This is a genomic window from Streptomyces sp. NPDC107765, assembly GCF_055657085.1.
Genome location: NZ_JBVKBL010000003.1, coordinates 357,183 through 383,198 on the forward strand (window position 1 = coordinate 357,183; position 26,016 = coordinate 383,198).

A 26,016-nucleotide genomic window follows, 5' to 3' on the forward strand; every position below is an offset into this window, starting at 1 on the left:
GATGGCCAGCACCGAAGGACAAGCAATCCCGACCCCGCCCTCGTACCCCTTCCGCCAGGCTCAGGGAGTCGGCATCGATCCGGAGTTCGCGCGCTTGCGACACGAGGCGCCGCTCGCCCGTGTCACCATGCCCTATGGCGGGCAGGCGTGGCTGGTGACGCGGTACCAGGACGTGCGTACGGTCCTCGGCGACCGCAGATTCAGTCGGGCGGCCACGCTAGGCCGGGACGTACCGCGCCTTATCCCGCTCGTCCAGCAGGTGTCGAGCATTCTGACGCTTGACCCACCGGAACACACCCGCCACCGCAGGCTGGTTTCGCACGCCTTCACCCCTCGCCGTATGGAGGAACTACGTCCGAAGGTGGAGCAGTTCGTCGATGAGCTCATCGACGAACTGGTCGGGCACGGGCCGCCCGCCGACATGGTGGCGCACGTCACCCGACCGCTTCCTGTCATGGTGATCTGCGAGCTGCTGGGCGTTCCCTTCGACGAGCGGCACCTGTTCTACACGTGGTCTGAGGCGATGCGGTCCACCGGCGCCGACGCGGTCGCCAAGATGAAGCAGGCAGGACAGCTGCCCTGGGACTACCTGGCCGACAGGATCTCCGTCGAACGTGAGAATCCGTCCGACAACCTGCTCGGAACGCTGGTGCGAGCGCGTGATGAAGAGGAGCGGCTCAGCGAGCAGGAACTGGTGAGCTTCGCGGTGACTCTCCTGCTGGCCGGGCACGAGACGACCACCGACGAACTCGGCAATCTCCTCTATACGCTCCTTGTGAACCCAGCACACCGCGAGCAACTGCGCGCCCATCCGGACATGTTGGAGCCCGCCATCGAAGAGCTGCTGCGTTTCGTGCCGATCGGAACCCTCTCCGGCTTCACCCGGATCGCCACTGAGGATGTGCATCTGAGCGGTGGTCTGGTACGAGCCGGCGATGCGGTCGTGGTGCAGGCGGACTCGGCCAACCGCGACGAGTCGGTCTTCGCGGACCCTGACGAGCTCGACTTCCAGCGGGAGCCGAATCGGCACCTTGCCTTCGGGTACGGGCCGCATCACTGTCTGGGAGCCCAGCTCGCCAGGATCGAACTGCGGGCCGCGATAGGCGCACTGTTGACCAGGCTGCCCGCCCTCGCGCTGGCGGTTCCGGAGCGCGAAGTGCCGTGGAAGCTCGGGCGATCGGCGCTTGGGCCGCAGGCGCTTCCCGTCACGTGGTAGAGCGAGGCTGCCGCCGGCAGGCCGGTCAGGCCAAGGCCTGTACGACCTGCCGGACGTTGTCCACGAACTGACGGGCAAGCGTCCGGGCGTCGTCGTCGGGGATGGCGTCGCGGCGGTAACGCAACACGCCGCCCACGGCAGGGTGCGGCCACAGCTCCACGGTCAGCTCCGGAACGGCATTGGCGGCCGGACTACGGATGAGCTCGGCATCGGCTTCACCCCACCGCATCGAGGGCGGAGGGATCTCCTCCTGCAGCAGATACGCCTGCAACAGCGGGTGCCTCCGGTGGCCGGCAGGAAGCTTGGGCATGATCGCATTCATCGGCACAAGCGGCGGCTTCATCGAGGCACGCAGTTCCTCGGCGGCGGCGGACGCCAGCGCCTGCGGCGTATCGGCGTCGGCTGGCAGCCGCAACGGCAACAAACCGGCCATGCAGCCGACCAGGGCAGCCTCTTGTTCCGTGTACCGGCCGCTCACGGGAATGGCGACAGCCGGGTCGGGCACCCCCGTGTACGCGCGCAGGAGCATCATGTAGGCGGCGTAGAACACCGACATGGCCGTGCCCTGCACAGCGGCAGCCGCGGCACCGACCTCGGCGATCAGCTTCTCGTCGATGGCCAGCGGCAACTCCTCTGCCGGACCGCTCCAGGGCCTCCGGTCGTTGAGTGGAAACGTCAGCTCGGGGGCGTCAGCCATGCGCTTGCGCCGGGACCAGACGGCGAACGGGAACTGCTTCCGGTACTGCTCACGCTGCGCAGCGATGACACGGAAGTATGACGGGGGCTGATCGGCCCGCGGGGTGCGGCCGCGAAGCAGCGCCTCGTAGGCATCGGCGAGTTCCTCGCTGAACAGGCGGGCGGACCAACCGTCGAAGAAGATGTGGTGGACGCTGATGGCGAGCACCGCCTCGTGCGGACCGGCCGAGAAGAGTGCGGCCCTGATCGGGCTGCCGGCCACCAGATCGAAGGGGCGCATCGCCCACCTGGTCGCAGCCCGCTCCGCCTCTGCCAAGCTCGCCACTGCCGGCTGTCGCTTCAACACCCCTGCGGTCTCACCGGCGGGCAGGACACGGACCTGCGGATGTTGCAGGTCGGAGCCGAAACGTACCCGTAGCACCTCGTGGCGGGCCACCAGATGGTCCAGGGCTGCTGCGAGTACAGCCGCATCGACAGCACCTCGCAGCCGGTAGACCACCGGCACCACGGCCTCGTCGAGGCGGGTGCCGCTGCGCAACGCCGTCCAGAAGCTGCCGAAGACGAACGGGAGTTCATGCGGCTCGTATCCCGTCTCGGGACCGGGATCCGCGCGCCCCGTGTCAGTGGCGCCCGGAGCGGCGGGCGCTCGGCCGAGCAGCTCCGCGATCCGTTGCGGCGAGCGCGTGCGGAAGACATCGGAAACGTCGATGGTGCATGTGAATCTGCTGCTCAATCGCGTGGCCAGGCGCATGGCCGTCAGGGAGGTGGCACCGCGGTCGAAGAGGTCGTCCCCGGGGCCGACCGGATATCCCAGCAGCTCCGCAGCGACCGAACGGACAGCTTCGACGTCGTGGGCGGCGTCTGCCGCACTGTCGTCGGCAGCCGGTGCTGGCAGGAGCGCGGCCAGGGCGCGCTCGTCGGCCTTGCCGTTCGAGGTGAGCGGAAGTGCGTCGACGGCGCGCAGGACGTCGGGTACGAATCCGGCCGGCAGTGTCCCGGTGATCGCGGCCCGCACCTGCTGGGGGTCCACGCCCCCGTGCCGGGTGAGGTAGAACGCCGCCAGGCGGGTCTTGTTCGGACTGTCGAGCGGCAGCGCCAGCGCGACGGCGCGGGTGACGCCGGGCACGGACTCGACGAGGCGTTCGATCTCCGCCGGCTCGATGCGCAACCCCCGCACCTTGAGCTGGCGGTCCTGGCGACCGGCGAACACCAGTTGTCCCTGGTCGTTGATCCGTGCCAGGTCACCGGTGAGGTAGGCCCGGACGGACGCACCGTCCGCCTGGAGCTCGATGAACCGCCGGTTCGCCTCGGCGTCGGATCCGAGATAGCCAGGCGACACCCCGTCCCCGCTGAGCGCGATCTCACCCACGCGTCCCGTGGGCACGACTGCGTGCTGCTCGTCGAGGAGGTGCACGGATGTGTTGGTTACCGGCGTGCCGATGGGCACGTCATCGGTCAACTCATCGGTCCGGGCGATCCACAGAGTGCTGTTGATGGTGTTCTCCACCGGCCCGTAGGCATTCACCAGCTGAAGTCCCGGATGCTGTTGCAGACACCGTGCGACGTGGCCGGACGGCAACCGTTCGCCGCCGACGAAGACGAGGCGGAGGCCGGCGAGTGAGTCCGGGTCGTCATCGACGAGCATGCCGAACAGGGGAGTGGCGACCGCCAGCATGGTCAGCCCGTCCCGGACGAGTTCTCGGAGCCGCTGCCCCGTCAGGTATCGATCATCGAAGAGCACACAGGTGCCGCCGTTGATCAGACTCACCCAGAGTTCGAGGGCGAAGATGTCCCAGGCCATGGAGGAGAGTTGCAGGGTGGTCAGCGGCGCGTCGTGCAGGCGTCTGATGTCGATGGCCGTGCGGACGACGCCCCGGTGCGGCGCGAGCACAGCCTTGGGCGTGCCGGTGCTGCCGGATGTGAGGAAGACACAGAAGGGGCCTGCGCCGTCGGTGGGCGGCGCGGGCCTGGTCGCCGGGTGAGGGCGATCGGGGTGGGTCGCGAGCACGTCCTCGACGGTCAACGTGGTGGCGGTGCCGACCGGCTCTCCGGACACCGACGTCACACACACCGTGGCGCCGGTCTGCTGGACGAGTTGCCGGCAACGGCCGACCGGCCAGTCGACCGGCGCGCACGCGTAAACCGCGCCCACCTTCAGCAGACCCAGCAACACGGTCATCGTCTCGGGAGTGCGCTCAGCTCGAACAACCACCACGTCACCCGCGGTCACTCCTTGCCCGGCCAGGACCGCAGCTGCCCGGTCCGCCGCCGCTACCAGTGCGCGGTAGGTCACCGAGGTCTCACGCCATCGGAGTGCCATGGCTTCCGGGTTGGCGGCGGCGGCGCGGTCCACGAGGGCATCTATGCGGTCTCCCTCGGAGTAGGGAGCGCGTGGGCCGTGCAATACCGACATCGGCCGTATGGCTGTTGCCACCTGGCGCCTCCGTTTGTGTCCAGGGCTCGGGCGCGGTGCTGCGCAGGCGCCACAGCTTGCACACTATCTCTGGGTCGGTGACCACTTGTGTGATTTCGGCATTTTCGCCCCCCCTCCCTCGATCAATGCCTGCGCAACTTCTTGGCCAGATGGGAGGCGCCGAGGAGCAGAACGGCCGTCAACGCCAACGCGACCAGAACCGAGCACGCAAGGGGGGCGATGCCGGCTCCATGAGAGAGAACGGCTTCCAGCGCGAAGCTCAGGGCGGTCACCGAGATCAGCAGCGGGGCTGCGTACCAGAACAGGAAGACGAAGAAGCTGAGGTCCCCGAAGGGAGTGGGGATGCCGATGAACAGCAGCTCGGACCGGACCGGCCCGCGTACTGCCGCCAGGACCGAGGCCGCGGCGAACGGCAGAGCGCACACCGGCATCAGCACGAGCGCCCAGGCGCCTCCGTTGAGTGCGAAGGGGACGGCCGCCAGGCAGGCCAGTACCGCACCGAGCGCCGCCGGGACGATTGCGTGATGGAGCATCAAGGTCGCGAAGCGGAAGGGAGACCAAGATGAGCGCCGGAGATCGTCTGCCTCCAGGCGGGCCGACTCGGCCAGTCGGCCAACCGCCAGATATCCGAGCGTCAAGGCCATGACCACCGCGGCGGTCCTGCTACGGCCGTCGAGCGAGGCGGCGAGCCCTGCGATCGCTGCTGCGGCCGCCGTCCAGAGGGCCGCGCTTCCCACACGGCCCGGTGCGCGCAACAACGCCACTGCGTCGCGCCACATCACCACGAGGTACTTGTTGCGCGGCATGGGCAATCGACGCCGTACCTGACGGCCGTCGCGTTCGAGCGCCTCGCTGACTGCCAGCTTCGCGGCGCGCAGTTCCACCGACCACAGCACGGATGCGACCGTGGCGGCCGTCGCCGCGCGAGCACGCAACTGCCTGGTGGGGACGGTCGCGGAAGCCGTATGTGCATACCGCGCCGCCGCGGCGGTGAGGGCCACGAGCAGCGCGACGGCGGCGGGCCATGCGCTCGCCGAGCCACCCGCCGCATGGACGACCGGTTGCGCGGCCCAGCCCCAGGGCCCGGACCACAGCTCGATCTGCTCCAGCACCGGAAGCCGGTGCCCGGCGGCTGCCCACGCCGTCTGCGCGACGAGCACCACCAGCAGCAGCACGGCGTACGGCGTCCATGCCCGGACCCGGACTCCCAGGCTGGTCCGTCGTTCGACCTGGAGGGCGAGCACGACCGCCAGGAGCGGGAGACACAGCCCGGCGGGCAGGCAACCCGCGAGCCCGGTCTCCAAGGACGAGAGTCCGGCCAGGCGCAACAGAACAGTCCCGGCGAGCGCGCACAGCACCCCGCCTGCGACGGCGAGTCCAGCTGTGAGGCGGAAATAGGGGCGTAGCACTCGGGTCCGGTCGACCGGCTGGCTGAGCAGCCACGCCGCGTCCGGTCCCGGCACGATCACGGGCCCGCGCCACAGTGCGTCCCGGGCGGCGATCACCGCCAGGCTCAGAGCCAGCAGCACCAGACCGGCGGGCAGCGCACGGCGGATCGCCTCCAGGTTGTCCCCCTGGGCTGCCGCGTGCTCAAGGCGCTTGGCGAAGCGGTAGACGAACGTCGTGCCGTAGCCGCCGGCGAGCAGGACGAGCGAGTAACCGATGACACCGAGATCACGATTGCGTCTGCTGCGGTGCCCGCGGCGCTTGTCGCGCAGCCAACGCAACGTCTCGGAAGTGCGGTCGTACTCCGAAGTCCAGGCTGTCTCCTCACTCACCGGTGGCCGTCCAGTTGTTGGAGAACAGTGGCAGGGGCCCCGGAGGCCACGATTTTGCCGTCCTCCAGGGCGACCACCCGGTCGGCCACCGCTCGGACGAGATCTGCCTGGTGGGTGGCGAGCAGAACCGCTACGCCGTCCTCCTTCTCGACGATCAGCAGTTCGCTCAGGCGCCTGCGGGAGTCGGGGTCGAGGCGCTGCTCCGGCTCATCGAGTACGAGCAGATCGCGGGGGCGGACCAGCGCGGCGGCAAGCAGGAATGCCTGCATCTGCCCCGATGACAGAGCGGCGGGGAGATGGTGGGCGTGGTCCTCCAGCCGGCGGTCGGCCAGGACTTGAGCGATCCACCCGTCCGCGTCGTCCACGCCATGGGCCACGGTGATGAGCTGGAGATGGTCGTGCACGCTCAGGTCGGGATAGCACGCGACGGTGTCGCCGACGACCGCGACCCTGGCCCGCACCTCGGGGTCGTCCTCATCGATGACCCTGCCGTCGAACAGTGCTGTGCCGGTGGTCGGTTTGTCCCGACCGCTCGAGATGCGCAGCAACGTGGATTTCCCGGAGCCGTTGTGTCCGAAGAGAGCGGTGCAGGTGCCGACCGGGACCTCAAGGTCCAGCGGGTGCAACGCCTGACGATCACCGTAGGTGCGGCTGACCCCGCGAAGCTGCAATAAGGCGGGGACGGCGCTTTTGCCCGCTTCGCTTGTCTTGCTGGGCATCGTGCCTCCGATATGAGGGAAAACCGATGTCGCGAGCCTAGCGGCCGTGCCGATTCCCGAATCGCGGACGCACGAGACCGAGCCGTTTGATCCTGTGTTGGTGGTTCCCTCGGACCAGGCAGACGTGCAGACGGCCGCAGCGCCCCGCCGGAACCCACCCCTCCGCAGAAGCGGTTCAACGGACCACAGGGAAGGGCCAGCCCTCCGCATGCTTCCCTGCGCCGGCTAGGTGTTGGCTGGTCGACCGGGCGCCGGTCCCGACGAGCCGGGGGGTGTCCTCCTGGACGAGTCGGCGGCGGGCGCCGTCATCGCCCGCCGTCTGACGTCCGGTTAAACCTTTTCGACCAGCGCCGAATACCACCTGAAGCGGGCGCGTATGGGGTACGGAGGGAATCGCTCTTCGAGTATCCGGAAGCCCGCGTTGCGAATCAAGCGCCGATAGCATCCGGAAGTCAGCGACCAGCCACCCGTTTCGCTCGGCCACTGCGGCACGTAGGTGTGCTGGTTGCGCGGGAGTCGGAACCATCCCCAGCTGCCCGGCGCATGCACGACATGAGAGGTCTGGATGATTGCGTATTTGTTGGTGGCTCGATGAAGCTTCGTCAGCATTGCCGGTGGGTCGCTGACGTGGTACAGGCCGCCAAAGCACATGACGACATCGTAGGTTTCGTCTTTATCGAGCACATCATGAACGTCCTGCACACTGAAGTCGAATGTGGTGTCGACGTGATCGGACAGGGACTTTGCCAGCAGGTTCGCCACGGCGATGCGGGACGGCTCGGCATCGACGCCAGTGACCTCCTTGGCGCCGGCGAGCGCGGCACGGACGCTGAAGGCGCCGTTGGCGCAGAAGAGGTCCAGAACCCGCTGGCCGGGTGTATACCTGTCGATCCAGTCGTGGAGAAGCTGGGCCTTCCACTGGTAGCGCTTCTGGAAATAGAACCTCTTCGGGTGCTCCGGGCTCTGACAGTTCCGGAATTCGAAGGGCGTGAACCATCCTGCGGGACCTGAAGTGCGGACCTCCTTCGCGAGCGATTCCGGGAGGGTGATGTTCAGCTGGACCATGTCAACCTCTGTTTTCTTCGGTCGATCAGTCATCGATGAACTCGGTGTGCGCGATTTCGGAGCCTCAGGATCAACTCGCCGTGATGCGGGCGACTAATTCCGAAGGGACCCTACGGTAAGGACCGACGCGCTGATCCTGACGGCTACCAGGATCGTCCCCTGCGATTGTCAGGAGCATCTTTGTGTCGATCGCTGCAGGATGCGGAGGTACCGATGTTGACGGTCCGAGGGGGATTCCTTGATTCCGCTTTCCCTGCAGCAAGAGATTGTCTGGCTGCACCAGGAACTGGCGCCACAGAGTTCCGCCTATCACTTCACAGCGGTTCTCGATTTGGTGGGCAAGCTCGACAAACAGCGGCTGGTGGACAGCCTTTGCGCGGTGGTACGACACCACCCGGGGCTGCGACTGTCACTGGTGGACTCCGTGGACGGCGAGCCGCGGCAGAGGGTCGTCGAAGACGTCAGCCCCTCCGTCGTCGAGCGTGACCTGCGGGACTCCGGGGATCCGGACACCGAGTTCGACAAACTTTTCAGGGAGCACGCCGTCGCGCCGTTCGACCACCGCGCGGCCCCTCTGCTGCGCTGGCTGCTGGTGCGCACGGCGGACGATCGGCATCGGCTTGTGCACACCGAGCATCATCTGATTCACGATGGTCGGTCGTTCGCGGTTTTCCTCACCGACCTGTTCACCGCGTACGAAGCGCTGAGCGAGTCGAAGCCGCTGTCTCTGGAGCCCGCAACCGGCTACCAGGGCTACCTCGCGCACTGTGCCTCGAAGATCGAGGTAACGGGGCGGAAAGCCGCCGTGCAGTGGTGGAAGGACCAGCTGTCGGGGGCAGAGTTCGGCGCGACCTTCCGCGGGCTCGCCACGAGCCTGGCCCCGCGCGGCGGATTCGTCGGCGCGCAGTACCGCCAGACGCTGCCTGCCGGCCTCGTCCGACGTCTGCGCCAGATGGTGCAGACACATGGACACACCATGTTCAGTGTCCTCTACGGGCTCTTCAGCGAGTTGTTGCGGCGCCACGCGGGCCAGGACGACATCGTCCTGGCCACGGCCGTGGGGAATCGTCCGGCCGGCTTCGAGCGCACCATCGGCATGATGGTCAACACCCTGCCGGTGCGGCTCCAGCACGATCCGTCCTGGACCGGGCATGAGCTCGTGGATGTCGCGATGGACCGGCTCTTCGATGCGCTCGACCACCAGTCGGCGCCGATCCAGCATGTCGTACGCGAGGTGGGCGCCAGCACGGCCGGCTTGGACGGCCTGCTGTTCCGCGTGATGTTCAGCATGCACGACAGCCCCTTGCCGCAGATCGATGTCCCCGGTCTGTCCGTAGACCTCACGGAGGGCCTCAATCCCCAGGGCTCGCGTTTCGATATCGATGTCGTCGTGCTGCCGGGAAAGCGGTCTCTGGGCGGCGAGGACTCGGACGAACTCACCCTGGTGTGGGACTACTCCACGGAGCGCTTCGACGAGCCGGCCGTGCTCACCATGGCCGGGCGCTTCGAGCGGTTGCTTGCCGCCTATCTGGACGACAGCCAGGCCCCGGTGCGCGGGCTCCCCATGGAACCCACCGGACACGAAGCCGTCGTCACCCCCGCGGCCGTGGACCTACCGGACCTGCCGGCGCGACTGGACCGCGCATTCGCCGACCACGCCGACAACCTCGCTTTGCTGTGCGGGAGGGAGGCGCTGACCTACGGCGAACTGTCCGCCAAGGTGGATGCTCGGGTCGACGAACTCACGGCGGCCGGTCTGGTGCCTGGTGACATCTCCGCCGCCCTGCTGCCCCGTGGCCCCGAAGCCGTCATCCACCTTCTAGCCTGCCTGCGTGCGGGACTGGTCTTCGCGCCCCTGCCGGTGAACGCCCCGGCCTCCCGCATCACCGCGATGGTGCAGCGGCTGCGCCCCGCGGCCCTGTATGTCCAGGAGATCGGGGCGCTCGACGTTCGGGAGCTGGAGACACGCGTGCTCCGGCCGGGCGGGCCACTGCCCGCCGGCTCGGCTCCACGAGCCCCGCGACGGGTCGACGCCGCCTACGTCATTCACACCTCCGGTTCCACAGGTGTGCCCAAGGCGGTCGCCGTCCCGCCAGGTGCGCTGGCCGCCGCCGTGGACGCGGCGATCTCCGTTCTGGGGGTGACCGCGAGTGACCGAGTGCTGCAATTCACCGCGCCGTCCTTCGACGTCTTCCTTGAGGAAGTACTGCCCACCCTGGCTTCAGGAGCGGCCCTCGTCCTGCCCAGAGCCGAGGTGCCCACCGGGCTTGACCTGGCCGCGCTGATCGCCTCTCGCGGCGTCACCGCCGTCAACGTGCCCACCGGCTATCTGGCCGGTGTCGCGGCGGAACTGACCGATGCGCTCACCGGCCGCGAACACTCCCTGCGGCTGGTGGTGGTCGGGGGCGAGCGACTGCCTTCCCGGCTGTTGGCCCAGGTCGGCGCGCTCCTCCCGGACGGCCGGATCCTCAACGCGTACGGAGTCACCGAGGCCACGATCACCTCGACCGTGCACCGGTGCAACCTGGCATCGGATCCCACCGAAGTGCCCATCGGCTCACCGCTCCCCGGCACCGCGGTCTGTGTCGTGGATGACACCGGCGTAATCCAACCCCACGGTGTACCCGGCGAGTTGGCGATCGGCGGCGCTGGAGCCCAGTGCTGGTACCTGGATGAGCCCGCGCTGACGGAAACCCGGTTTCCGCAGCTCGCGGGGCCGCCTGCCGGCCGGTACTACCTGACGGGCGACCTGGCCTACCGGGACCGGGACGGTGAGTTCCATTTTCTGGGGCGTCGTGACAACCAGATCAAGCTGCACGGTCAGCGGATCGAGCTGGAAGAAATCGAGTTGGCGGCCCGCACGCTGCTGGACGGCAGCGACTGCGCCGTGGTGCTCGACCCCACGCCGGCCTCGGGGCCGCGCCTCGTCGGCTTCGTGGAATCCACCGACGCGTCGGTGGCGCCGGAACTCGCTGACGGGCTGTCCGAGTTGGTGCCGCGCGGAATGCTGCCGGCGCTCTGGGTCGCGTCACCACAGCTTCCGCGTCAGCCGTCAAGCGGCAAGGTCGACCGCGCCGCGCTGACGCGGCAGGCCGCCGGGGCCGCCGTCCGGTCAGGAGGCGGAACGGCCCGGAACGCCGTGGAGGCCCTGCTCGTCGAAGGATTCGAGAGTGTCCTGGGGCACGAGGGGCTGGGCCCGCACGACGACTTCTTCGCGGTGGGCGGAAACTCCCTGCTGGTGGCCCGGCTCGTGTCGTGGATCGAAGAACGCACGGGGGTCCGTCCGTCGCTGCGTAGCGTGTTCGAGCACCCCCGGCCCGTGGAGATGGCCGGGCAACTGCCCGGACTCGCCGACGCCGTGGAGTCGCTGGGTGCGCTCCGGGACGGTCCCCGGTGACTGGGGCCCGCGCGAGCCTGACCGCGCGATACCTGGAGAGGTTCCGGAGCCGCTGGTCCGGCGCTTCCGGTGAGTCGGTGCGGGTGCTTCCCGCTACCAGCGCACAGCGCAGGTTCGCGATTCTGGAGGCGGTGGCCGGCCGTCGGCTGGCCGTGCCGCTCTTCTTCTCGCTGCCGTGCGGGCTCGTGGACGAGGACCGGCTCCGACGGGCTCTGGAGCGCGTAGCCGACCAGCATCCGGCCCTCCGGTGCACGGTGGGGATCCGCGACGGGCTGGTGGTTCAGGAGTGGTCTGCCGACCGCGGTCCCGACGTGTCATCGGTCCGTATCGGCTCCGCCGACGACGACGCGGGACGGGCCGCAGCACAGGCCATCGAGGCGCTGGAGGACCACACCGCGGCCGGTCCGCTCCACGCGGTGCTGCTGCGGGGCCCCGAACGGGACCTGATCGGTTTCGTCTTCGACCACGCCGTGGTGGACGAGAGCTCACTCCGTCTCTTCACCACCGACCTGTTCCTCGTCCTGGAACAACTCGGCGCTCCGAAGCGGCTCGGGGAACGCCCTGGCGCCCCCTGGGCAGACTTCCGCGACGCGGTGTGGGCACACCTGGAACGGGAGGCGGCAGCAGCCGGTGGCACGGGCACCGACTACTGGGTGAGGAAGCTGACGCCGATGGCCGCACGGGCGTCGACCACCCCCTCCGTGGGCGCAGGAGGCACTTCGGTCGACGTCGTGGAGCCCCCGCCGTTGCCGCTGCCCGAGGCCGGAGTCCGGCCGGTTCTGTTCCCGCTGGCACTCGCCTCGCTGCACCGTGTGCTGCGCTCAGCGGGCGCCTCGCCCCCCACGTCCATCGGATACGCGTGGGGCGGCCGCCAGGACAGTACCAACCGTGTCATCGGATGCTTCATGAACACCGTCCTGTCGACGGACGCTCCCGGGCCGCGGAACGCACCCGAGCGGGGACTGGCGGCCTTCGTCGACGACTGGTGGCAGGACCTGGAGCACGCCGATGTCCCGTTCGACGAGGTGGTCACCGAGGTCGACCGCGGCGCGCGAAGCAGCTGGCCGGGTACTGCCGACGCCCTGATGGTCTTCGAGGACCTTCGCAACCGAGCACCCCTGCGGTTGTCCGGACAGGCCGTCGAGGAGTGGCTCTCGCCGGTGCTCTCGCCCAAGGCGGAACTGAGCACGGCGCTGCGCCTGGACGGTGACGGGCTGCATCTGCGGCTGTTGTCCGCCCCTGGACATTCCTGGTCGGCACGGGCCGCGGAATTCGCCGAGAGCTGGCGCGGGCAGCTGACGGACCTTCTTGACGCATATGCGCACCACGAAACCCCAGGAGGCTGAAATGAGTGAAGCGTACGGCGGTGCCGTACCGGAAGACGAGACGCCGCCGCAGGCCGCGACCGACGTATCCGCGGTGGTAAGGGAGGCATGGCTCAGCACTCTGGGCCCCCGGCACTGCAGACCCGACGACAACTTCTTTGTCGAGGGCGGCAATTCGCTTCTCGCCGCCGATCTGGTGAGCAAGCTCCGTGCCGAATTGGGACTTCCGCTGCGTCTCCAGACGCTCCTGCGGAACCCGACTCTCGCGTCGTTCACATGCGTCGTGGCCGACGGCATGAGCGCCGAGCAGCGCCTCCCGCATGCCCATCGTCCCGAGGTCCCTTCGAAACCGCTGTGAGGAACCCTCCTATGCCCGCCGTCCCACGCGACCCGGACCCGAGTGATCTGCTGCCCACCGGCAGCGAGCTCGCTGACTTCATGACCACATCCTGGGGGAAGGAAGTGGTGTACGGACACAGCGGATCGGCTCCGGTCCAACTGCTGGACATTCCGGCACTGGAAGACATTCTCCGCTGGAACGTACTGCGCTTCCCGTACGTCTTCATGAGCCGGGAGCAGGCCCGGCTCCCCTTGGAAACGTACTGTTCCAACCGCCGGGTGTTCAGCTACATGCAAGAGGGATACCTCGATGGCGGCAAAGCCGTAGCTGCCCTCGAAAAGGGCGCCTCCCTCTACCTCAACCACTTGGAGGACTGGCACCCCGGGTTCGGGCGGTACCTCCAGTCCTGGCAGTCGCTTCCCGTCGCCAAGACCGTGGCGAATGCCTTCATCACGCCGGCCGGTACCCAGGCCGTCGGAAGGCACTGGGACGACTCGCACAACTTCATCCTGCAGACCGCGGGAAGCAAACGCTGGCGCATCTACGCGCCGCCGATGAATCCCCATCCGGACATGGTCGCCGAGGACTTGAAGACCGAGTTGCTGCTCGACACCGTGCTCGAACCGGGAGATGTCATCTACTTCCCACCAGCCTTCCCGCACGAGGCCGAGGGCTCCGACGGGCTGTCCGTCCATCTCACCTTCGCGGCCTACGAAATCATGCCGACGCTGGTGCTCCAGTCACTCGTCCCGGCTCTCGACAGCGTACAGAGCTGGAAGCGCCTGGATCCCACCACCCTCGACGCACGCGACCGAACCCAGCAGTCGATCACCGCCATCCGCGAGGCCATCAGCGCGATCGGGCCGGACCCGATCGTGGCCTCATGGGCCGGCACTGGCTCGCGAATGTGTTCCCTGGACCGGATAGCCCGCTCCACCGGGCTGTCGAAAAGCGCGGACGGCTGACCCAGTACGGCAGAAAGGATTTCGCCATGAACGTAGTCCGCGCTGACTACCGAACTCCTGAAGTGAACGACGTCGTACGTTACCGATACGGCGCCGCTGAAACGGATCTGCTCAAAAACCGGATCTCCGAATTCGGGTTCACCATGGCGGAAGTACCAGGTGAGTGTGATCCGCAAACCGAGATCGAGCGGCTCGCCAAAGCCCTGGGACTGGGTGAGCCGTATGTCGCCGCGTTGTACCAGCGCGGCGACACCCGGGCGCACGGCGCGCTCTACACGGACGTGCGCAGCCGTGCGCACAACACACACCCGGGCTTCGGCACCACCGAGGGACAAACCATGCACGTGGACGGTCTCCTGGAGCCGATCGGAACCATCCGCACCACCATCCTCTTCTGCGTACGTCCGGCCGTATCCGGGGGCAGGACCGTCCTGTTCAACTCATCCGCGGCCTTCGAGACGCTCCGGCGCAGCGACCCGGCAGCTGCCGAGCCGCTCCAGGACCCGGGTGTGCTGCGTCGGCGCTCCACGCTGCCCAATGTGGACGCCGGACATACCGGTCCCGCCTTCGCCTATGACAACGGACTGCTGATCACCCGGTATGCGGAGGGAGACACCGTGGAGTGGAACGCACCCCCCGGGCGCTCCGCCGAGCTGGAACGCGCACTGAATTTCCTCCGTGCCGCCGCCGAGGACAAGCGCTACAGCATCGCCCTGAGGCTGGGAGCGGGCGAGGCATTGATCTTCCGCAATGACGTCATCTCCCACGGGCGCGAGGCCTACCGCGACGACCCCGCCGCGCCCCGCCACCTCATCCGCACCCTCTACCTGGAGAGCCCCTGATGACCTCTTCGGACGACTGCGCCGCGAGCCGTACGGCCCCGGTCGCCGGTAGAGCGGAACTGTTGGCACTCCTCGGCGAGATCGAGAAGGAACAGCGCATCAACGAGGCCGCTGTCAATCTCGTACCGAGCGAGAACCGCATATCGCCCTTGGCCGGCGCCCCACTGCGTACCGACTTCTACAACCGCTACTTCTTCAACGACTCGCTGGACCCCCAGGGATGGCAGTTCCGCGGCGGGGAGGGCATCGGCCGACTGGAGAAGGAACTCGCGCTTCCCATCCTCCGCCGCCTGGGGCGCGCCGACCACGTCAACATCCGGCCGGTCTCCGGCATGAGCGCCATGCTCGTCGTCCTGCTCGGTCTCGGTGGCGAGCCCGGCGACGGAGTGGTGTGCGTAGACGCGGAGACCGGGGGCCACTACGCGACCGCCCGGCAGATAGCGATGCTGGGGCGGCGGCCGCTGCCCGTCCGCGTCGTTGCCGGACGCGTGGACCTCGACGCGCTGCGCACCGCGCTCACCTCCTGCCACGTCCCCCTGGTTTACATGGACCTGCAGAACAGCCTGTGGGAGCTGGACGTCGCCGGAGTGGCCGAGCTCATCGCGCAGACCAGCCCGGGGACCGTCCTGCACGTGGACTGCAGTCACACGCTCGGCCTGATCCTGGGCGGCAGCCACAAGAACCCGCTGGACCTGGGAGCCGACACCACCGGAGGTTCCACTCACAAGACATTCCCGGGGCCGCAGAAGGGCGTGCTGTTCACCCGCGACGAGAACCTCAGCCGGAAGATCCGCGACGCACAGTTTTTCACGATCAGCAGCCACCACTTCGCTGAGACGCTGTCGCTGTCGCTGGCCGCCGCGGAGTTCGAGCACTTCGGTGCGGCGTACGCGCGGCAGGTGCTCATCAACGCGCGAGCGTTCGCCCACCGGTTGCGCGAACGTGGATTCGGCGTGGTCGAAGGCGGTCCGCAGCTGACCGATACCCACCAGGTATGGGTGCGACTGCCGCTGGAGGAGTCCGCCGACGCGTTCTCGGCGCAGCTGGCGTCCTTGGGTATCCGGGTCAACGTGCAGACCGAGCTCCCCGGCATCCCGGAACCGGCGCTCCGCCTCGGGGTGAGTGAGATCACCTTGAACGGGGGGCGCGAGGCGGCCATGGAGACGCTTGCCGAGATCTTCGCCCTCGTACGGGCGGGGGAGGCGACCAAGGCCGTGGGCCTGTTCCAGGTGCTGCCCCACGAGATGGGGGAGCCGTACTTCTTCACCGGGCTGCCGCAGGAGGCCGGACTCTTCCATGGCTGACTTCGCCGAACCCGTACACCCCGATGTGAGCGTGATCCTTCCGTGCGCCGGGCACGGCACACGATTCGGCGCGGCGTACCCGAAGGAACTGCACTGTCTGGAGCCGGGCAGTGCGGTCGTCGACAAGTGCCTGGAGCCGGTACTGGCGCTCGCCGAGCGAGGTCTGACGGTCCGGATCGTGGTGGTGCTCGGCCCGCACAAACTGGCCACGGCCGAGTACCTGCACCGCTATCGCAAGCGGTGCCAGCTGGTCTTCGTCTACCAGGAAGAGGAGGCCGCGGAGCTCCCCGGCGCCCTGCGGGCCGCGTTGCCGTTGTGCACCGGGCCGACCTTGCTGGTGCTGGCCGACCAGGTCCTGCACGGGCCGGCCGCGCGGCACAGCGCCGGCGAACTGCTCGACCACCTGCATTCGCACGACTGGGCTGTGGTCGCGGCACGCATCGAGGACCCGGTGCTCCTCCAGACAGAGGGAGCGCTCCGCGTCGAGGACCGTGCGACGGCTGCCCGAGTGAGCGACGCGGCAGAGAAGCCGGCCGACCCGGACGGGTTCAACGCGGCCTGGGCCATGGTCGGCGTCGTCGGGAAGCACCGCTGGCGACTGCCCGAGTTGTGCGACCGGTCCGTGCCCAGCCCCCTCATCGGCGCACCGGTGGCATGGGTGGACAGCTTCGACAACGGCACCTCTCCGGGGAACTGGTCATGAGCCGCCCGACAAGAGTGCTCTTCGACGCCGGCGACTACTCGTTGTCACCAGAGCACGTGGGCGGCATCGGGCTGCGCATCGCCGAACTCGCCGAGGCCATGGCCGAGGAGTGCCAGGTGCGCGTGCTGGGGCCTGCGGCGAACAGCTCCATCGACATGGGGGAGGCGCAATACGTCGGCGGCGTGCGAGCCTGGCCCGAGCTGCTCGCGGAGACGGACGCCGTCCTGTTCTTCGACATGGCCGACCGCGCCCGGCTGGAGGACGCGGTGGCGGCTCGCCGGCTCGTGATCTCGGAGAACGTCGCGCCCATCGAGCACCTCGAATACCCCTCGCTGCTGGCACGGCCCGACCCGGCCGCCGCATACCGGCCGCTGGTCGCCGACTACCAGCGCCAACTACAGGTAACCCACCACTTCCTGTGCCGATCCGAAGTGGAGCGGGCGACTTTGATCGCGAACCTGTGCCTCACCGGACGTCTCGCGCCTCGCGACATTCAGATGTCTCGCACCCTTGCTCACCTGGTGTCGATGGTGCCGATCGGCTTCAGTGACCGCAGCGCTTCCGCGATGGCGGCCGTCGCGCCCGATCCGCTGGCGGACTTCCTGTGGACCGGTGGCATCTGGTCGTTCTACGACCCGATGCTCCTGGTCGACGCGGTGGCCGTGTGCCGGGACCGGGGCCGCCGGGCCGATACCGCGTTCCTGTACGCCCGACGGGAGGCGGACAACGCCGAGTTGGTGGGGAACCTCGTCTCGCGTATCAAGGAACTCAGGATCGAGGACCGCGTCACGCTCGTCGACGAGCCCCTGCCGCACGATCGCCGCGACGCACATCTCAAGGCGGCACGGGCGTTCATCAGCGTGGCCAAGCCCGGGGCGGAGAACCAGACCTGTGTGCGTCTGCGCCTCCGCGACAGCCGACTGCACGGCATCCCCATGGTGGTCGACGACTTCGGTGGCACGGCGAACGAGGTACGCCGCAGCGGGCCGGGGACGGTGCTGAGTGAAGCGACCCCGCAGGCGCTGGCGACCGTGCTCCTGCACCACCTCGACGACGCCCCTCGGCGCAGCGGGCCGAATCCCACCTTCCGGTACCAGACGACTCTTCAAGGATTTCTATCGTGGCTGAGAACTACGACCATGTGAGCTTCCAGCGCGCCGCCGCGGGCAGCGCCGACGACTTCTTCGCCCAGGCCACCGCGCGTGACCGTGCCAACCTGTGGCACCCGTGGACACCGGTGGCAGCCCGGACCGAAGAGCTGCTGCTGCTCACCGACGGCGACGGCTACCACGTGCGGGACGCCAAGGGAAAGCAGTACGTGGATGCCCTGGCCTCGTCCCTCAACGCCAGCTGTGGATACGGAAATCCCGCGCTGCTCGAAGCCGCGCGCACCCAGATGGCCTTGCTGCCGCACTTCGACCTGACCGTCGGCAGCCACGAGCCGGCCGGGCGCCTGGCCGAACGCCTTGCCCGGATCATGCCGGAGGGCCTGACGCGCACGCTGTTCATGAACAGCGGATCCGAGTCGGCCGAGGCGTCGCTGCACCTCGCGTTTCAGTACTGGCGCAACGTCGGCACGCCCAAGACGCGGATCGTCAGCTTCTCCAGCGGCTACCACGGGACGACGCTGTTGGCCCAGCACCTTTCCGGGCTCGGCCGCATGTGGCAGAGCTTCGACGCACCGTTCCCCGCCACCCGCGTCGAGTTGCCGTTGCCGTCTCGCGAGCTGCGTGACCCCTCGTCGGCCGGGGTGCTGCTCGCCCGCTTCGAGGAGGCCCTGGAGGGCGACGACGTCGCCGCCGTCATCGTCGAACCGTTCTTGAACGTCGGCGGCGGCATCGTCCTGCCCGCCGGGTTCCTGTCCGGCCTGCGCAAGTTGTGTGACGCGTCCGGCACCCTGCTGATCCTGGACGAGGTGTTCTGCGGCATCGGACGCACCGGCCGTATGTACGGCTTCGACCACGAAGGCATCACGCCGGACATCGTGATGACGAGCAAGGGCATCAGCAGTGGCTATGTACCGCTTGCCGCGGTGACCACCACAGCTCGTATCTACGACTCCTTCCGTGCCGAGCCGGGAGCCGGCGGTCTTCGCTACGGCCACACCACCAGCGGGCACGCCGTTGCCTGCGCGGTCGGAGTGGCGGTCCTCGACCAGATCGAGGAGCGGGGCCTGGTGGCGAACGCCGCGGAGCAGGGGCAGCGGTTGCTCCATGCGCTGGCGCCCCTGATGTCGCACCCGGGCGTGGTGGACGTTCGCGGGTTTGGACTCGTCGTCACCATCGAGACCGACGGTCCGGAGCGCGCGCAGCGGCTCCTGCGCGTCGCCCGTGAGGAAGGGATTCTGCTCCGCACCCAAGGGGCTTCGCTGATGGCCACACCCCCGCTGATCATCGACCGTCCCGGTATCGAGGCACTGGCAGCCGGAGTGCTGCGCGCTGCCGAGGCGACGGTCTGAGAACCACTCGCACAGGAACGCTGCAACCGGAGAGGCTGAGAATGAGGCTGTTGGAGGCGGTGGCCGAGTGGGCTCGGCGCACGCCCGATGCGCTCGCCCTGGAAGACCCCGGAGGCGAGAAGGTCACCTATGCGGGGCTCGCGACCCTGACACACGCGGCTGCCGCGGCGCTGCGCCGGCGCGGCATCGGCCACGGGAGCCGGGTGGGACTTATCCTGCCGCGCTCCACAAACCTGGTTGTCATGCAACTCGCCGCTCTCAGGGCGGGGGCAGCTTTTGTGCCCATGGACCCGACCCAGCCGACCGAGCGGCTCCGGATGCTGCTCAAGACCGCCGCGCCCGACCTGCTGGTCACCGACGACGCATGGCTCGCCGAATCCGACGGTGGCCTTGCGACCGATGTCGCGGACCTCCTGGCGACCGCGCGGTCCGGCTCCTTCGACACTGCCGAAGCCGGCGGCCCGGCAGGTCCGGACGACCCCGCCTACTGCCTGTTCACCTCCGGCTCCACCGGATCTCCGGCGGCTGCGGTCATCAGCCGCAGGGCGATGGATCACTACGTCACCGCCTACGCCGAGCTGGCCCGGTGCCGGCCCAGCGACCGAGCCGCGCAACTGGGCTCTCCCGGTTTCGACGTCAGCGTCGAGGAGATCTGGCCGTTCCTGTACGCGGGCGCCAGCGTCACCATCGCTGCCGACACGGCCAGGGCGTCTCCACAGCGCCTGGCCGCCTGGCTGCGCGACAGCGGCATCACCACCGCCTTCGTACCGCCGTTGCTGCTCGAAGCGCTCTTCCGTATGACACCGGCCGTCAACCTCGGCGCGGTGCGTCTGCTACGGACGGGTGGTGAGCGACTGGCCGGCTACCCACCGGAAGGCTTCCCGTACCGGGTCCTGAACGAGTACGGCCCGACCGAGACCGTGGTGGCCGCCACCTGCTGTGACGTGTCGTCCTGGCAGGACCGGGACATCATGCCGCCCATCGGACATCCGCTGCCGCACATCAGGCTGAGCGTGCGTGACCAGGACGGCACCGTCGTGGCGCCGGGCACACCGGGAGAGCTGTACATCGGTGGGCCCACGCTCGCCATCGGCTATCTCGATGACGAGGAGCGCACCGCCCGGCGCTTCGTCCGGCTGGACGGCGAGCGCTGGTTCAGGACCGGTGACATAGTCCGCGCCCTGCCCAGCGGTGCACTGGCTTTTCTGCACCGGGCGGATGAGCAGGTGCAACTGCTGGGCAGGCGGGTGGAGATCGGGGAGGTGGAGGCAGCACTCGGCTCGTATCCGGCGGTCCGTCGGGCGGCGGTGCTGGCGGTGCCGGACTCGGCCGGCCGCGCGGACCACCTGGTCTGCTACGTCCGCTGGGCCGACGACGTCGCGGGCGCCGATCCGGTGCGGCTGCGCGCCCATCTGGAGGGGGTGCTGCCCGGATATATGCTTCCTGCCGCGTTCCACGAGGTGGACGACTTCCCGGTCACCCGGGCCGGCAAGGTCGACAAGGAAGCACTGGCCCGCCTGCACACGGCGGCCGCACATCCGCCGGCCGAGGCGACGGGCGCCGTCCTGGACAGCCTGGTGCGTATCTGGGAGGACGCGCTGTCCGCGACCGGCCTCACCCCGGACGACGACTTGTTCGAGCACGGTGGCACCTCGCTCCAGGCGCTGGAGATCGTAGCCACGGTGCACGAGCGCTTGGAACGCACGGTGAGCATCAGGAACGTCTTCGACCACCCCACGCCGAGAGCATTGGCCCGCCTGTGGGAAGGAGACGCCGCATGACCACGAACACCTCCCTGGTCACCCGCTACACCCGCGAACACCTGCCCGTACTGGAAAGCTTCCGAGCGTTTGTCAGGCGCGAGCTGGTTCCCCTCGCGTCGGAGACCTCCGGCGATTCCGCCGAGCGCATTCCCGATGACATCAGTGAGGCCGTCCGCAGACGCTCAGCGGAGCTGGGGTTCTATGCCGGCGACTACCCCGAGGAGGTCGGCGGCCAGGACATGCCCTTCGCGACGAAGACGTTGCTATACGAGTACGCGGAGGAGGTGGGCTGCCCGCTCGCCCCGGTAGCCCTCTGTGGTCCCGAAGGGCCCAGCGCCCTCTTGCTGTCGGCGACCCCCGGACAGCGGGAGCGCTATCTCAAGCCGCTTGTGGCGGGAGCAGCCGTCAGATGCCTCGCCATGACCGAACCGGAGGGCGGATCCGACGCGTTCGACCTGGCCACCCGTGCCGTTCGCGACGGTGCGGGCTGGGTGCTGAACGGTCGCAAGACCTTTGTCTCCAACGCCGAGAAGGCCGATTTCACGCTGGTCTTCGCCACCACGGAATCCGACCGGGGCACATGGAATCCGGCCGTGTTCATCGTTGAGGCCGGAACCACCGGATTCACGGTGGGGCAGCGATACGAGGGGCTGGAGGGCGAGCCCGTCTTCGAGCTTCTCCTGGAGGACGTCAGAGTCGGGGAAGAAGCGCTGCTGGGCGGCCTTGCCCGGCTGGACCAGGGAGTCCGCATCGGCCAGGAAGCCTTGGCGCGCGGGCGTCTGATGGTCGCCGCGGCAGCCAACGGCATCGCCGCGCGCGCCCTCGCCCTCGGCCTGGACTTCGCCCGTGAGCGGGTCAGTCTCGGCCGGCGCATCGCCCGGCACCAGCATGTACAAGAGCACCTCGTCATGTCCCGGGTATCCCTCGAAGCCTCAAAAATGCTCACCTACGCAGCTGCCCAGAACCTGGACGAGGGACTGGACGTCATGGAAGCCGCCGCCGTAGCCAAGTTGGCGGCGGCCGACACGGCCTGTGACGTGGTGGACAGGGTGTTCCAGGTCCATGGCGGTACCGCATGGGTGAAGGACCATCCGTTGGAGTACCTGTACCGACATGTGCGGGTGCTGCGGATCGTCGAGGGAACGTCCGAGATCCAGAAAGTCATCATTGCGAACGCCATGGGGTTGGGATGAGCACGTACGCACACACCACCTTGCCGCAGCCGTGGGGAACGGGCTTTCCCGCTCCGATGGAGGAACTGCGGAGGGTCGTCGCAGCGGCGCCGGAGACCCCCACCATCGTCCACGACGCTGATGGCATTGACGCGGATATTGCCGTGATCCGGCACGGCCTGAGCCTGCTCCAGGCGCCCAGGAACCGCCTGTTGTTCAGCGTCAAGGCCAACCGGAGCCGGGCCGTGCTCACCCACCTGGCGAGCTGGAACCTCGGCGCCGCGGTGTCCAGCGTCGCGGAGGACCGGGCGGCCGCCGAGGCCGGCATGGGTCCGCGCTATGCGACCAGCCCCGGGCTGAACGGCGCGGACCTGATCGAACTCCACAAGAGCGGCACACACCTGGACATCGACAATATTGACCAGCTGATGGCAGTGCCCATGAACAGCGAGATCGGGCTGCGGCTTTCGGTGCCCATCCCGCGCGAGAGCACGGCACGCGACTTGCCGTGGAGCCGCTTCGGAATTCGCTGGGAGGACGCCGGAGAACGCGGGAAGGTACGGGCCGTAGTCAAGGAGCGCAAGCTGCGAGTGGTTCGGCTGCATGCTCACGTACGGGACATCGGGGGCGTCGAGGACGTACGCCCGCTGGGACGTGCCCTGGCTTACGCGGCCAGGGACCTGCCGGAGGTCGACGAGGTCAACATCGGCGGCGGGATGATCCGGCTGTTCCACCACAACCAGGAAGCGATCGCGCCGGTCTTCGAGTGCCTCGCGGAAGAACTCGCCTGGGCGGGCCGGCCACTGGGGGTGCTCGCCGAACCGGGGGCGCAGCTCGTCACCAGCCACGGATACCTCGTCACCCGCGTCCTGAGCGTGCGACGCCACGAGGACCGGCAGAGCGTGACGGTGGACGCCTCGGCTTGGAACCTGGCGGGGTGGTCCCGCTTCCACCTCGCAATGACCGGCGCCGACCGCGGTGAGCGGTGGACCACCGACCTCACCGGTCCCACCTGCTACGAGAAAGACCTCTGGTTCGCCGGTGTGACCACCGACCGGATCGAACCCGGTGACCTCGTCGTCCTGCGCGGAGCGGGTGCGTACGTGGGCAGCATGCTGCGGGTGCTGCACGGGCTCGCCGCGCCTCGCGAGTCGCTGCTGAGCACCGCGGAGGGGGCGTGGTGAGCGTCGTCGACAACGCCGACGGGCGCAACGCGGCAGGATTCCGCGACGTCGCCTGCGTCCGGTACTACCGCGACATCCGCACCGGCGCCCGGCACGACGCCCGTCAGATCGGTTACGGGGTCAACAAGTGGCCGGTTTCCGCAACTGTCCACGAGGTGCTGCACAGGGTGTACGGCGGGCTCCTTGGAGAGCGGGTCACCGAATACGACGGTGACCAGGACATCGTCGAACGACGGTTGATCGCCGGCCTGGTCAGCCGCTATCTCGATCTGCCGGGACTCGATGCCGACCATGTCTCGCTCTTCAACGGCACCACGGAGGTCATCAGCGTGGTAACCGCCTTCGCCGCACGGCACGGCATGCGCCCCGTCCTCCCGCTGCCCGTCTACTACGCCTTCGAGCAGTCCGCCGCGCGCCATGGCATGCCGCCGCCGGTGCACTACAACCACCGTGGCGACCTCGCCCCGTCGGGCCGGGACGAGCAGGAGCCACTGGTGATCGATATCGCCCCCAACGGGGTGACCGGCGGCTGGTTCACGGCCGGCGACCGCCCGCTGTCCCACCTGCGCAGCAGGCTACGGCTGGTGGACCACGTCTTCGCGTTGCCCACGTTCGACCACCCTGATCACCTTCGTGCTGAACTGCGCACACGGACGGGGGACCTGCGCCACACGGCGCTGGCGATGACCCCGTCCAAGGACCTGTCCCTGCCCGGCATCCGATGCGGGGTGCTCGTCAGCCGTGACCCCGAGGTGCACGCCTACGCCCGCGCGGACCGTTTCGAACGAGGTTACGCCCTGCATGCGGGACTCGGCTCGGTGGCCGCCATTCATCTGGCGATGCTCCTGATCAGCCTGTGCCCGCCCGCCGAGGTCCTCTCCCTCGCGACCGAGCTGGGCGAGGAGTTCGCTGCCGCAACGGTGCCGTTCCCCGACGACCTGGCGATCGCCGACTTCCGGCTGCACATGCAGCGCATGCGGGAGGGGTTCTTGCGGAATCTGGACCTGGTCGACAGGGCGCCGTCCTTGGTGCTCGACGACTTGCTGCAGCAGCCGGCCGCCGGCTACTCCGCTTTCCGGTGGCTCGCAGCCCCCTTCGAGTCCTTCGACGAGTTCACTTCCTGGGTGCGCAGTGTGGGCCAGGCCGGGCTCAAACTCAACCCCAACCTCCTCTTCGGCGGCGACCAGGGAGCTTGGCAGACGCTCTACCCCGACCGCTACGGCATCCGCGTCAATCTGTCGGTGCCTGCGGCGCAGCTCCGCACGAACCTGCGGCTGCTGGAGTCACTGCTGCCGTGATCGCCCGCCGACCCATCGCCCAGTGAGGAAACCGTCATGCCCTGTGTCCCCACTTCCTTACAACAGGAGTCACGTCTGAGGTTGTTGCCCCGTTACGGTCCGGCGAGCCCTACGGCCGCATGCTGGCTACTGCGAGGCGTCCACCAAGAAGCGCTGGTGGAGGCGCTGGGCGTGCTCGTCCGCCGGCACGACGCACTGCGGATGTCGTTTCCCGGCACCGATCCCACGCGTGCCTGGATGACACCTCCCGCCGATGCCCGGATTTCCATCACGGAGAGCAGGGTGGCGGAGAAGACCGAGGACGAAGAGATCCGCAGTTTCCTGCACGACCAGCTGGGGAAGCCCTTCGCACCGGATGAAGCGCCGTTGTACCGCTTTGTGCTCGTCCGCCAAAGCCCCGACAAGCTCTTCTTCGGGATGGCGGTGGACCACATGGTGTGGGACGGCCTGTCACTTCGGCGCTTCGTCGAGGACCTGCGCCGCGTCTACACTCGCGGACCAGCCGCGCTCTCGTCGCGGCCACCGAAGTACGCGGACTTCAGCAGCGCTCAGCGTCGGGAGCTCGAAGGGGTCTGGGGCAAGGAACGACGGACCTTTTGGGAGGGGAAGTTCGACCGGTGGGGCGGGTATCCGCCCGCCTGCGGTCTCACGGATGCCGAGGTGGTGGCGGACCCGGGGCAGGGCGACGCGTCCGCCACGGCCGAGTGCGAGCTCGGGAGCGACAACTGGTCGCGAATCCGTGCCTACGCCGCAACGAACCGAGCAACCGTCTTCGCTATGGTTGCCGCCCAACTGCTCACCGCGCAGGCCGAATTGAGCGGGCAACCGCGGACCGGCCTGGTGACCGAGACACACGGGCGGGTACTGCCCCGGACGGCGGGTGCCCTCGGCCTCTTCTCCCACGGCGTACCCATCCTGCTGGACGTCGACGCCGTCCCACCCAGCGGGCGCCTGGCCCAGGTCGGCGATGCGATCATGGACGCGGTGGAGATGGGGCTGCCACTACGCCCCTTCTGCGCGCGCTGGCGGGCCGAGCGTGCCGTACCCGACGCGGTGGCCCCGTTCCTCTACTTCGGAATGGAGGATGCGGGGCAGTTCGCTGGACTGCGGCTGCCGCGGGTCTCCGTCGCCCCCTTCTCGCTCTATCCCGACGAGGCGACACGGCCGGGCCGGTCCTCGGACATGCTCGCCCTACACCTGATCGTCGACCAGGGCACCAAGCGCCCAGCGCCTTTTCTGCACGCCCAGTTCGACGGGGCCGTCTTCCCCGAGAACAAGGTGCAAGCGCTCCTTGAGCGCACCACCGACCTGCTGAATCTCGCTCGGCAGTGATCTGCGTACACGTGAATGGAGTCCT

General features: G+C 68.5%; 19 protein-coding genes. 15 read left to right on the forward strand and 4 right to left on the reverse strand.

Annotated elements, in window-relative coordinates; all coding sequences use genetic code 11:
• Position 1 precedes the first annotated feature (1 nt).
• Entirely contained in the window at positions 2-1,216 is a 1,215-nt protein-coding gene (locus ACZ7MX_RS10245) for a cytochrome P450 (protein WP_472131116.1), read from the forward strand.
• Positions 1,217-1,241: 25 nt separating this feature from the next.
• Here ACZ7MX_RS10245 and ACZ7MX_RS10250 read toward each other — a convergent pair whose 3' ends face one another.
• From ACZ7MX_RS10250 to ACZ7MX_RS10265, 4 genes are all read right to left on the reverse strand, one after another.
• A complete protein-coding gene (locus ACZ7MX_RS10250) occupies positions 1,242-4,265 on the reverse strand; it encodes an AMP-binding protein (RefSeq protein ID WP_472131117.1) in 3,024 nt (1,007 codons plus the stop codon).
• A gap of 203 nt (positions 4,266-4,468) precedes the next feature.
• Positions 4,469-6,124 (reverse strand): DUF6297 family protein, encoded by a 1,656-nt coding sequence (locus ACZ7MX_RS10255; RefSeq protein WP_472131118.1) that lies wholly within the window; start codon positions 6,122-6,124, stop codon positions 4,469-4,471.
• A complete protein-coding gene (locus ACZ7MX_RS10260) occupies positions 6,121-6,843 on the reverse strand; it encodes an ABC transporter ATP-binding protein (RefSeq protein ID WP_472131119.1) in 723 nt (240 codons plus the stop codon). The genes ACZ7MX_RS10255 and ACZ7MX_RS10260 overlap by 4 nt, the downstream gene beginning before the upstream one ends.
• Positions 6,844-7,173: 330 nt before the next feature.
• Positions 7,174-7,908 (reverse strand): class I SAM-dependent methyltransferase, encoded by a 735-nt coding sequence (locus ACZ7MX_RS10265; RefSeq protein WP_472131120.1) that lies wholly within the window; start codon positions 7,906-7,908, stop codon positions 7,174-7,176.
• 238 nt (positions 7,909-8,146) lie between these two features.
• On the opposite strand from ACZ7MX_RS10265, the gene ACZ7MX_RS10270 reads away from it, so the two are divergent.
• From ACZ7MX_RS10270 to ACZ7MX_RS10335, 14 genes are all read left to right on the forward strand, one after another.
• Positions 8,147-11,305, forward strand: a complete 3,159-nt coding sequence (locus tag ACZ7MX_RS10270; protein ID WP_472131121.1) for a non-ribosomal peptide synthetase — start codon at positions 8,147-8,149, stop codon at positions 11,303-11,305.
• A 77-nt stretch (positions 11,306-11,382) separates the two neighbouring features.
• Positions 11,383-12,651: a condensation domain-containing protein gene (locus ACZ7MX_RS10275; RefSeq protein ID WP_472131122.1), complete on the forward strand. Its 1,269-nt coding sequence runs from the start codon at positions 11,383-11,385 to the stop codon at positions 12,649-12,651.
• 1 nt (position 12,652) lies between these two features.
• Positions 12,653-12,988, forward strand: a complete 336-nt coding sequence (locus tag ACZ7MX_RS10280) for a phosphopantetheine-binding protein (protein WP_472131123.1) — start codon at positions 12,653-12,655, stop codon at positions 12,986-12,988.
• A gap of 11 nt (positions 12,989-12,999) precedes the next feature.
• On the forward strand, positions 13,000-13,935 hold the full coding sequence (locus ACZ7MX_RS10285; protein ID WP_472131124.1) for a JmjC domain-containing protein: 936 nt from the start codon (positions 13,000-13,002) through the stop codon (positions 13,933-13,935).
• Positions 13,936-13,961: 26 nt separating this feature from the next.
• Entirely contained in the window at positions 13,962-14,777 is an 816-nt protein-coding gene (locus ACZ7MX_RS10290) for a TauD/TfdA family dioxygenase (RefSeq protein ID WP_472131125.1), read from the forward strand.
• On the forward strand, positions 14,777-16,081 hold the full coding sequence (locus ACZ7MX_RS10295) for a PLP-dependent aminotransferase family protein (protein WP_472131126.1): 1,305 nt from the start codon (positions 14,777-14,779) through the stop codon (positions 16,079-16,081). The genes ACZ7MX_RS10290 and ACZ7MX_RS10295 overlap by 1 nt, the downstream gene beginning before the upstream one ends.
• On the forward strand, positions 16,074-16,784 hold the full coding sequence (locus tag ACZ7MX_RS10300) for a glycosyltransferase family protein (protein ID WP_472131127.1): 711 nt from the start codon (positions 16,074-16,076) through the stop codon (positions 16,782-16,784). The genes ACZ7MX_RS10295 and ACZ7MX_RS10300 overlap by 8 nt, the downstream gene beginning before the upstream one ends.
• Entirely contained in the window at positions 16,781-17,929 is a 1,149-nt protein-coding gene (locus ACZ7MX_RS10305; RefSeq protein ID WP_472131128.1) for a hypothetical protein, read from the forward strand. Before ACZ7MX_RS10300 ends, ACZ7MX_RS10305 begins: the two co-directional genes overlap by 4 nt.
• Complete coding sequence (locus ACZ7MX_RS10310) at positions 17,905-19,242, forward strand: aminotransferase family protein (RefSeq protein WP_472131129.1); 1,338 nt, start codon at positions 17,905-17,907, stop codon at positions 19,240-19,242. Before ACZ7MX_RS10305 ends, ACZ7MX_RS10310 begins: the two co-directional genes overlap by 25 nt.
• Before the next feature lie 41 nt (positions 19,243-19,283).
• On the forward strand, positions 19,284-21,023 hold the full coding sequence (locus ACZ7MX_RS10315) for a non-ribosomal peptide synthetase (protein ID WP_472131130.1): 1,740 nt from the start codon (positions 19,284-19,286) through the stop codon (positions 21,021-21,023).
• Positions 21,020-22,198, forward strand: a complete 1,179-nt coding sequence (locus ACZ7MX_RS10320; protein WP_472131131.1) for an acyl-CoA dehydrogenase family protein — start codon at positions 21,020-21,022, stop codon at positions 22,196-22,198. Before ACZ7MX_RS10315 ends, ACZ7MX_RS10320 begins: the two co-directional genes overlap by 4 nt.
• Positions 22,195-23,361 carry a hypothetical protein gene (locus ACZ7MX_RS10325; protein ID WP_472131132.1) on the forward strand — a complete coding sequence of 389 codons (1,167 nt, stop codon included), beginning with the start codon at positions 22,195-22,197 and terminating at the stop codon, positions 23,359-23,361. The genes ACZ7MX_RS10320 and ACZ7MX_RS10325 overlap by 4 nt, the downstream gene beginning before the upstream one ends.
• Positions 23,358-24,659: a PLP-dependent aminotransferase family protein gene (locus ACZ7MX_RS10330; protein ID WP_472131133.1), complete on the forward strand. Its 1,302-nt coding sequence runs from the start codon at positions 23,358-23,360 to the stop codon at positions 24,657-24,659. The genes ACZ7MX_RS10325 and ACZ7MX_RS10330 overlap by 4 nt, the downstream gene beginning before the upstream one ends.
• Before the next feature lie 36 nt (positions 24,660-24,695).
• On the forward strand, positions 24,696-25,991 hold the full coding sequence (locus ACZ7MX_RS10335) for a condensation domain-containing protein (protein ID WP_472131134.1): 1,296 nt from the start codon (positions 24,696-24,698) through the stop codon (positions 25,989-25,991).
• Positions 25,992-26,016 lie beyond the last annotated feature (25 nt).

Coding starts and splice junctions, on each gene's coding strand:
- ACZ7MX_RS10335 (WP_472131134.1), top strand. CDS start 24,696: ATGCCCTGTGTCCCCACTTCCTTACAACAGGAGTCACGTCTGAGGTTG.
- ACZ7MX_RS10325 (WP_472131132.1), top strand. CDS start 22,195: ATGAGCACGTACGCACACACCACCTTGCCGCAGCCGTGGGGAACGGGC.
- ACZ7MX_RS10260 (WP_472131119.1), bottom strand. CDS start 6,843: ATGCCCAGCAAGACAAGCGAAGCGGGCAAAAGCGCCGTCCCCGCCTTA.
- ACZ7MX_RS10300 (WP_472131127.1), top strand. CDS start 16,074: ATGGCTGACTTCGCCGAACCCGTACACCCCGATGTGAGCGTGATCCTT.
- ACZ7MX_RS10320 (WP_472131131.1), top strand. CDS start 21,020: ATGACCACGAACACCTCCCTGGTCACCCGCTACACCCGCGAACACCTG.
- ACZ7MX_RS10245 (WP_472131116.1), top strand. CDS start 2: ATGGCCAGCACCGAAGGACAAGCAATCCCGACCCCGCCCTCGTACCCC.
- ACZ7MX_RS10265 (WP_472131120.1), bottom strand. CDS start 7,908: ATGGTCCAGCTGAACATCACCCTCCCGGAATCGCTCGCGAAGGAGGTC.
- ACZ7MX_RS10295 (WP_472131126.1), top strand. CDS start 14,777: ATGACCTCTTCGGACGACTGCGCCGCGAGCCGTACGGCCCCGGTCGCC.
- ACZ7MX_RS10290 (WP_472131125.1), top strand. CDS start 13,962: ATGAACGTAGTCCGCGCTGACTACCGAACTCCTGAAGTGAACGACGTC.
- ACZ7MX_RS10315 (WP_472131130.1), top strand. CDS start 19,284: ATGAGGCTGTTGGAGGCGGTGGCCGAGTGGGCTCGGCGCACGCCCGAT.
- ACZ7MX_RS10305 (WP_472131128.1), top strand. CDS start 16,781: ATGAGCCGCCCGACAAGAGTGCTCTTCGACGCCGGCGACTACTCGTTG.
- ACZ7MX_RS10280 (WP_472131123.1), top strand. CDS start 12,653: ATGAGTGAAGCGTACGGCGGTGCCGTACCGGAAGACGAGACGCCGCCG.
- ACZ7MX_RS10285 (WP_472131124.1), top strand. CDS start 13,000: ATGCCCGCCGTCCCACGCGACCCGGACCCGAGTGATCTGCTGCCCACC.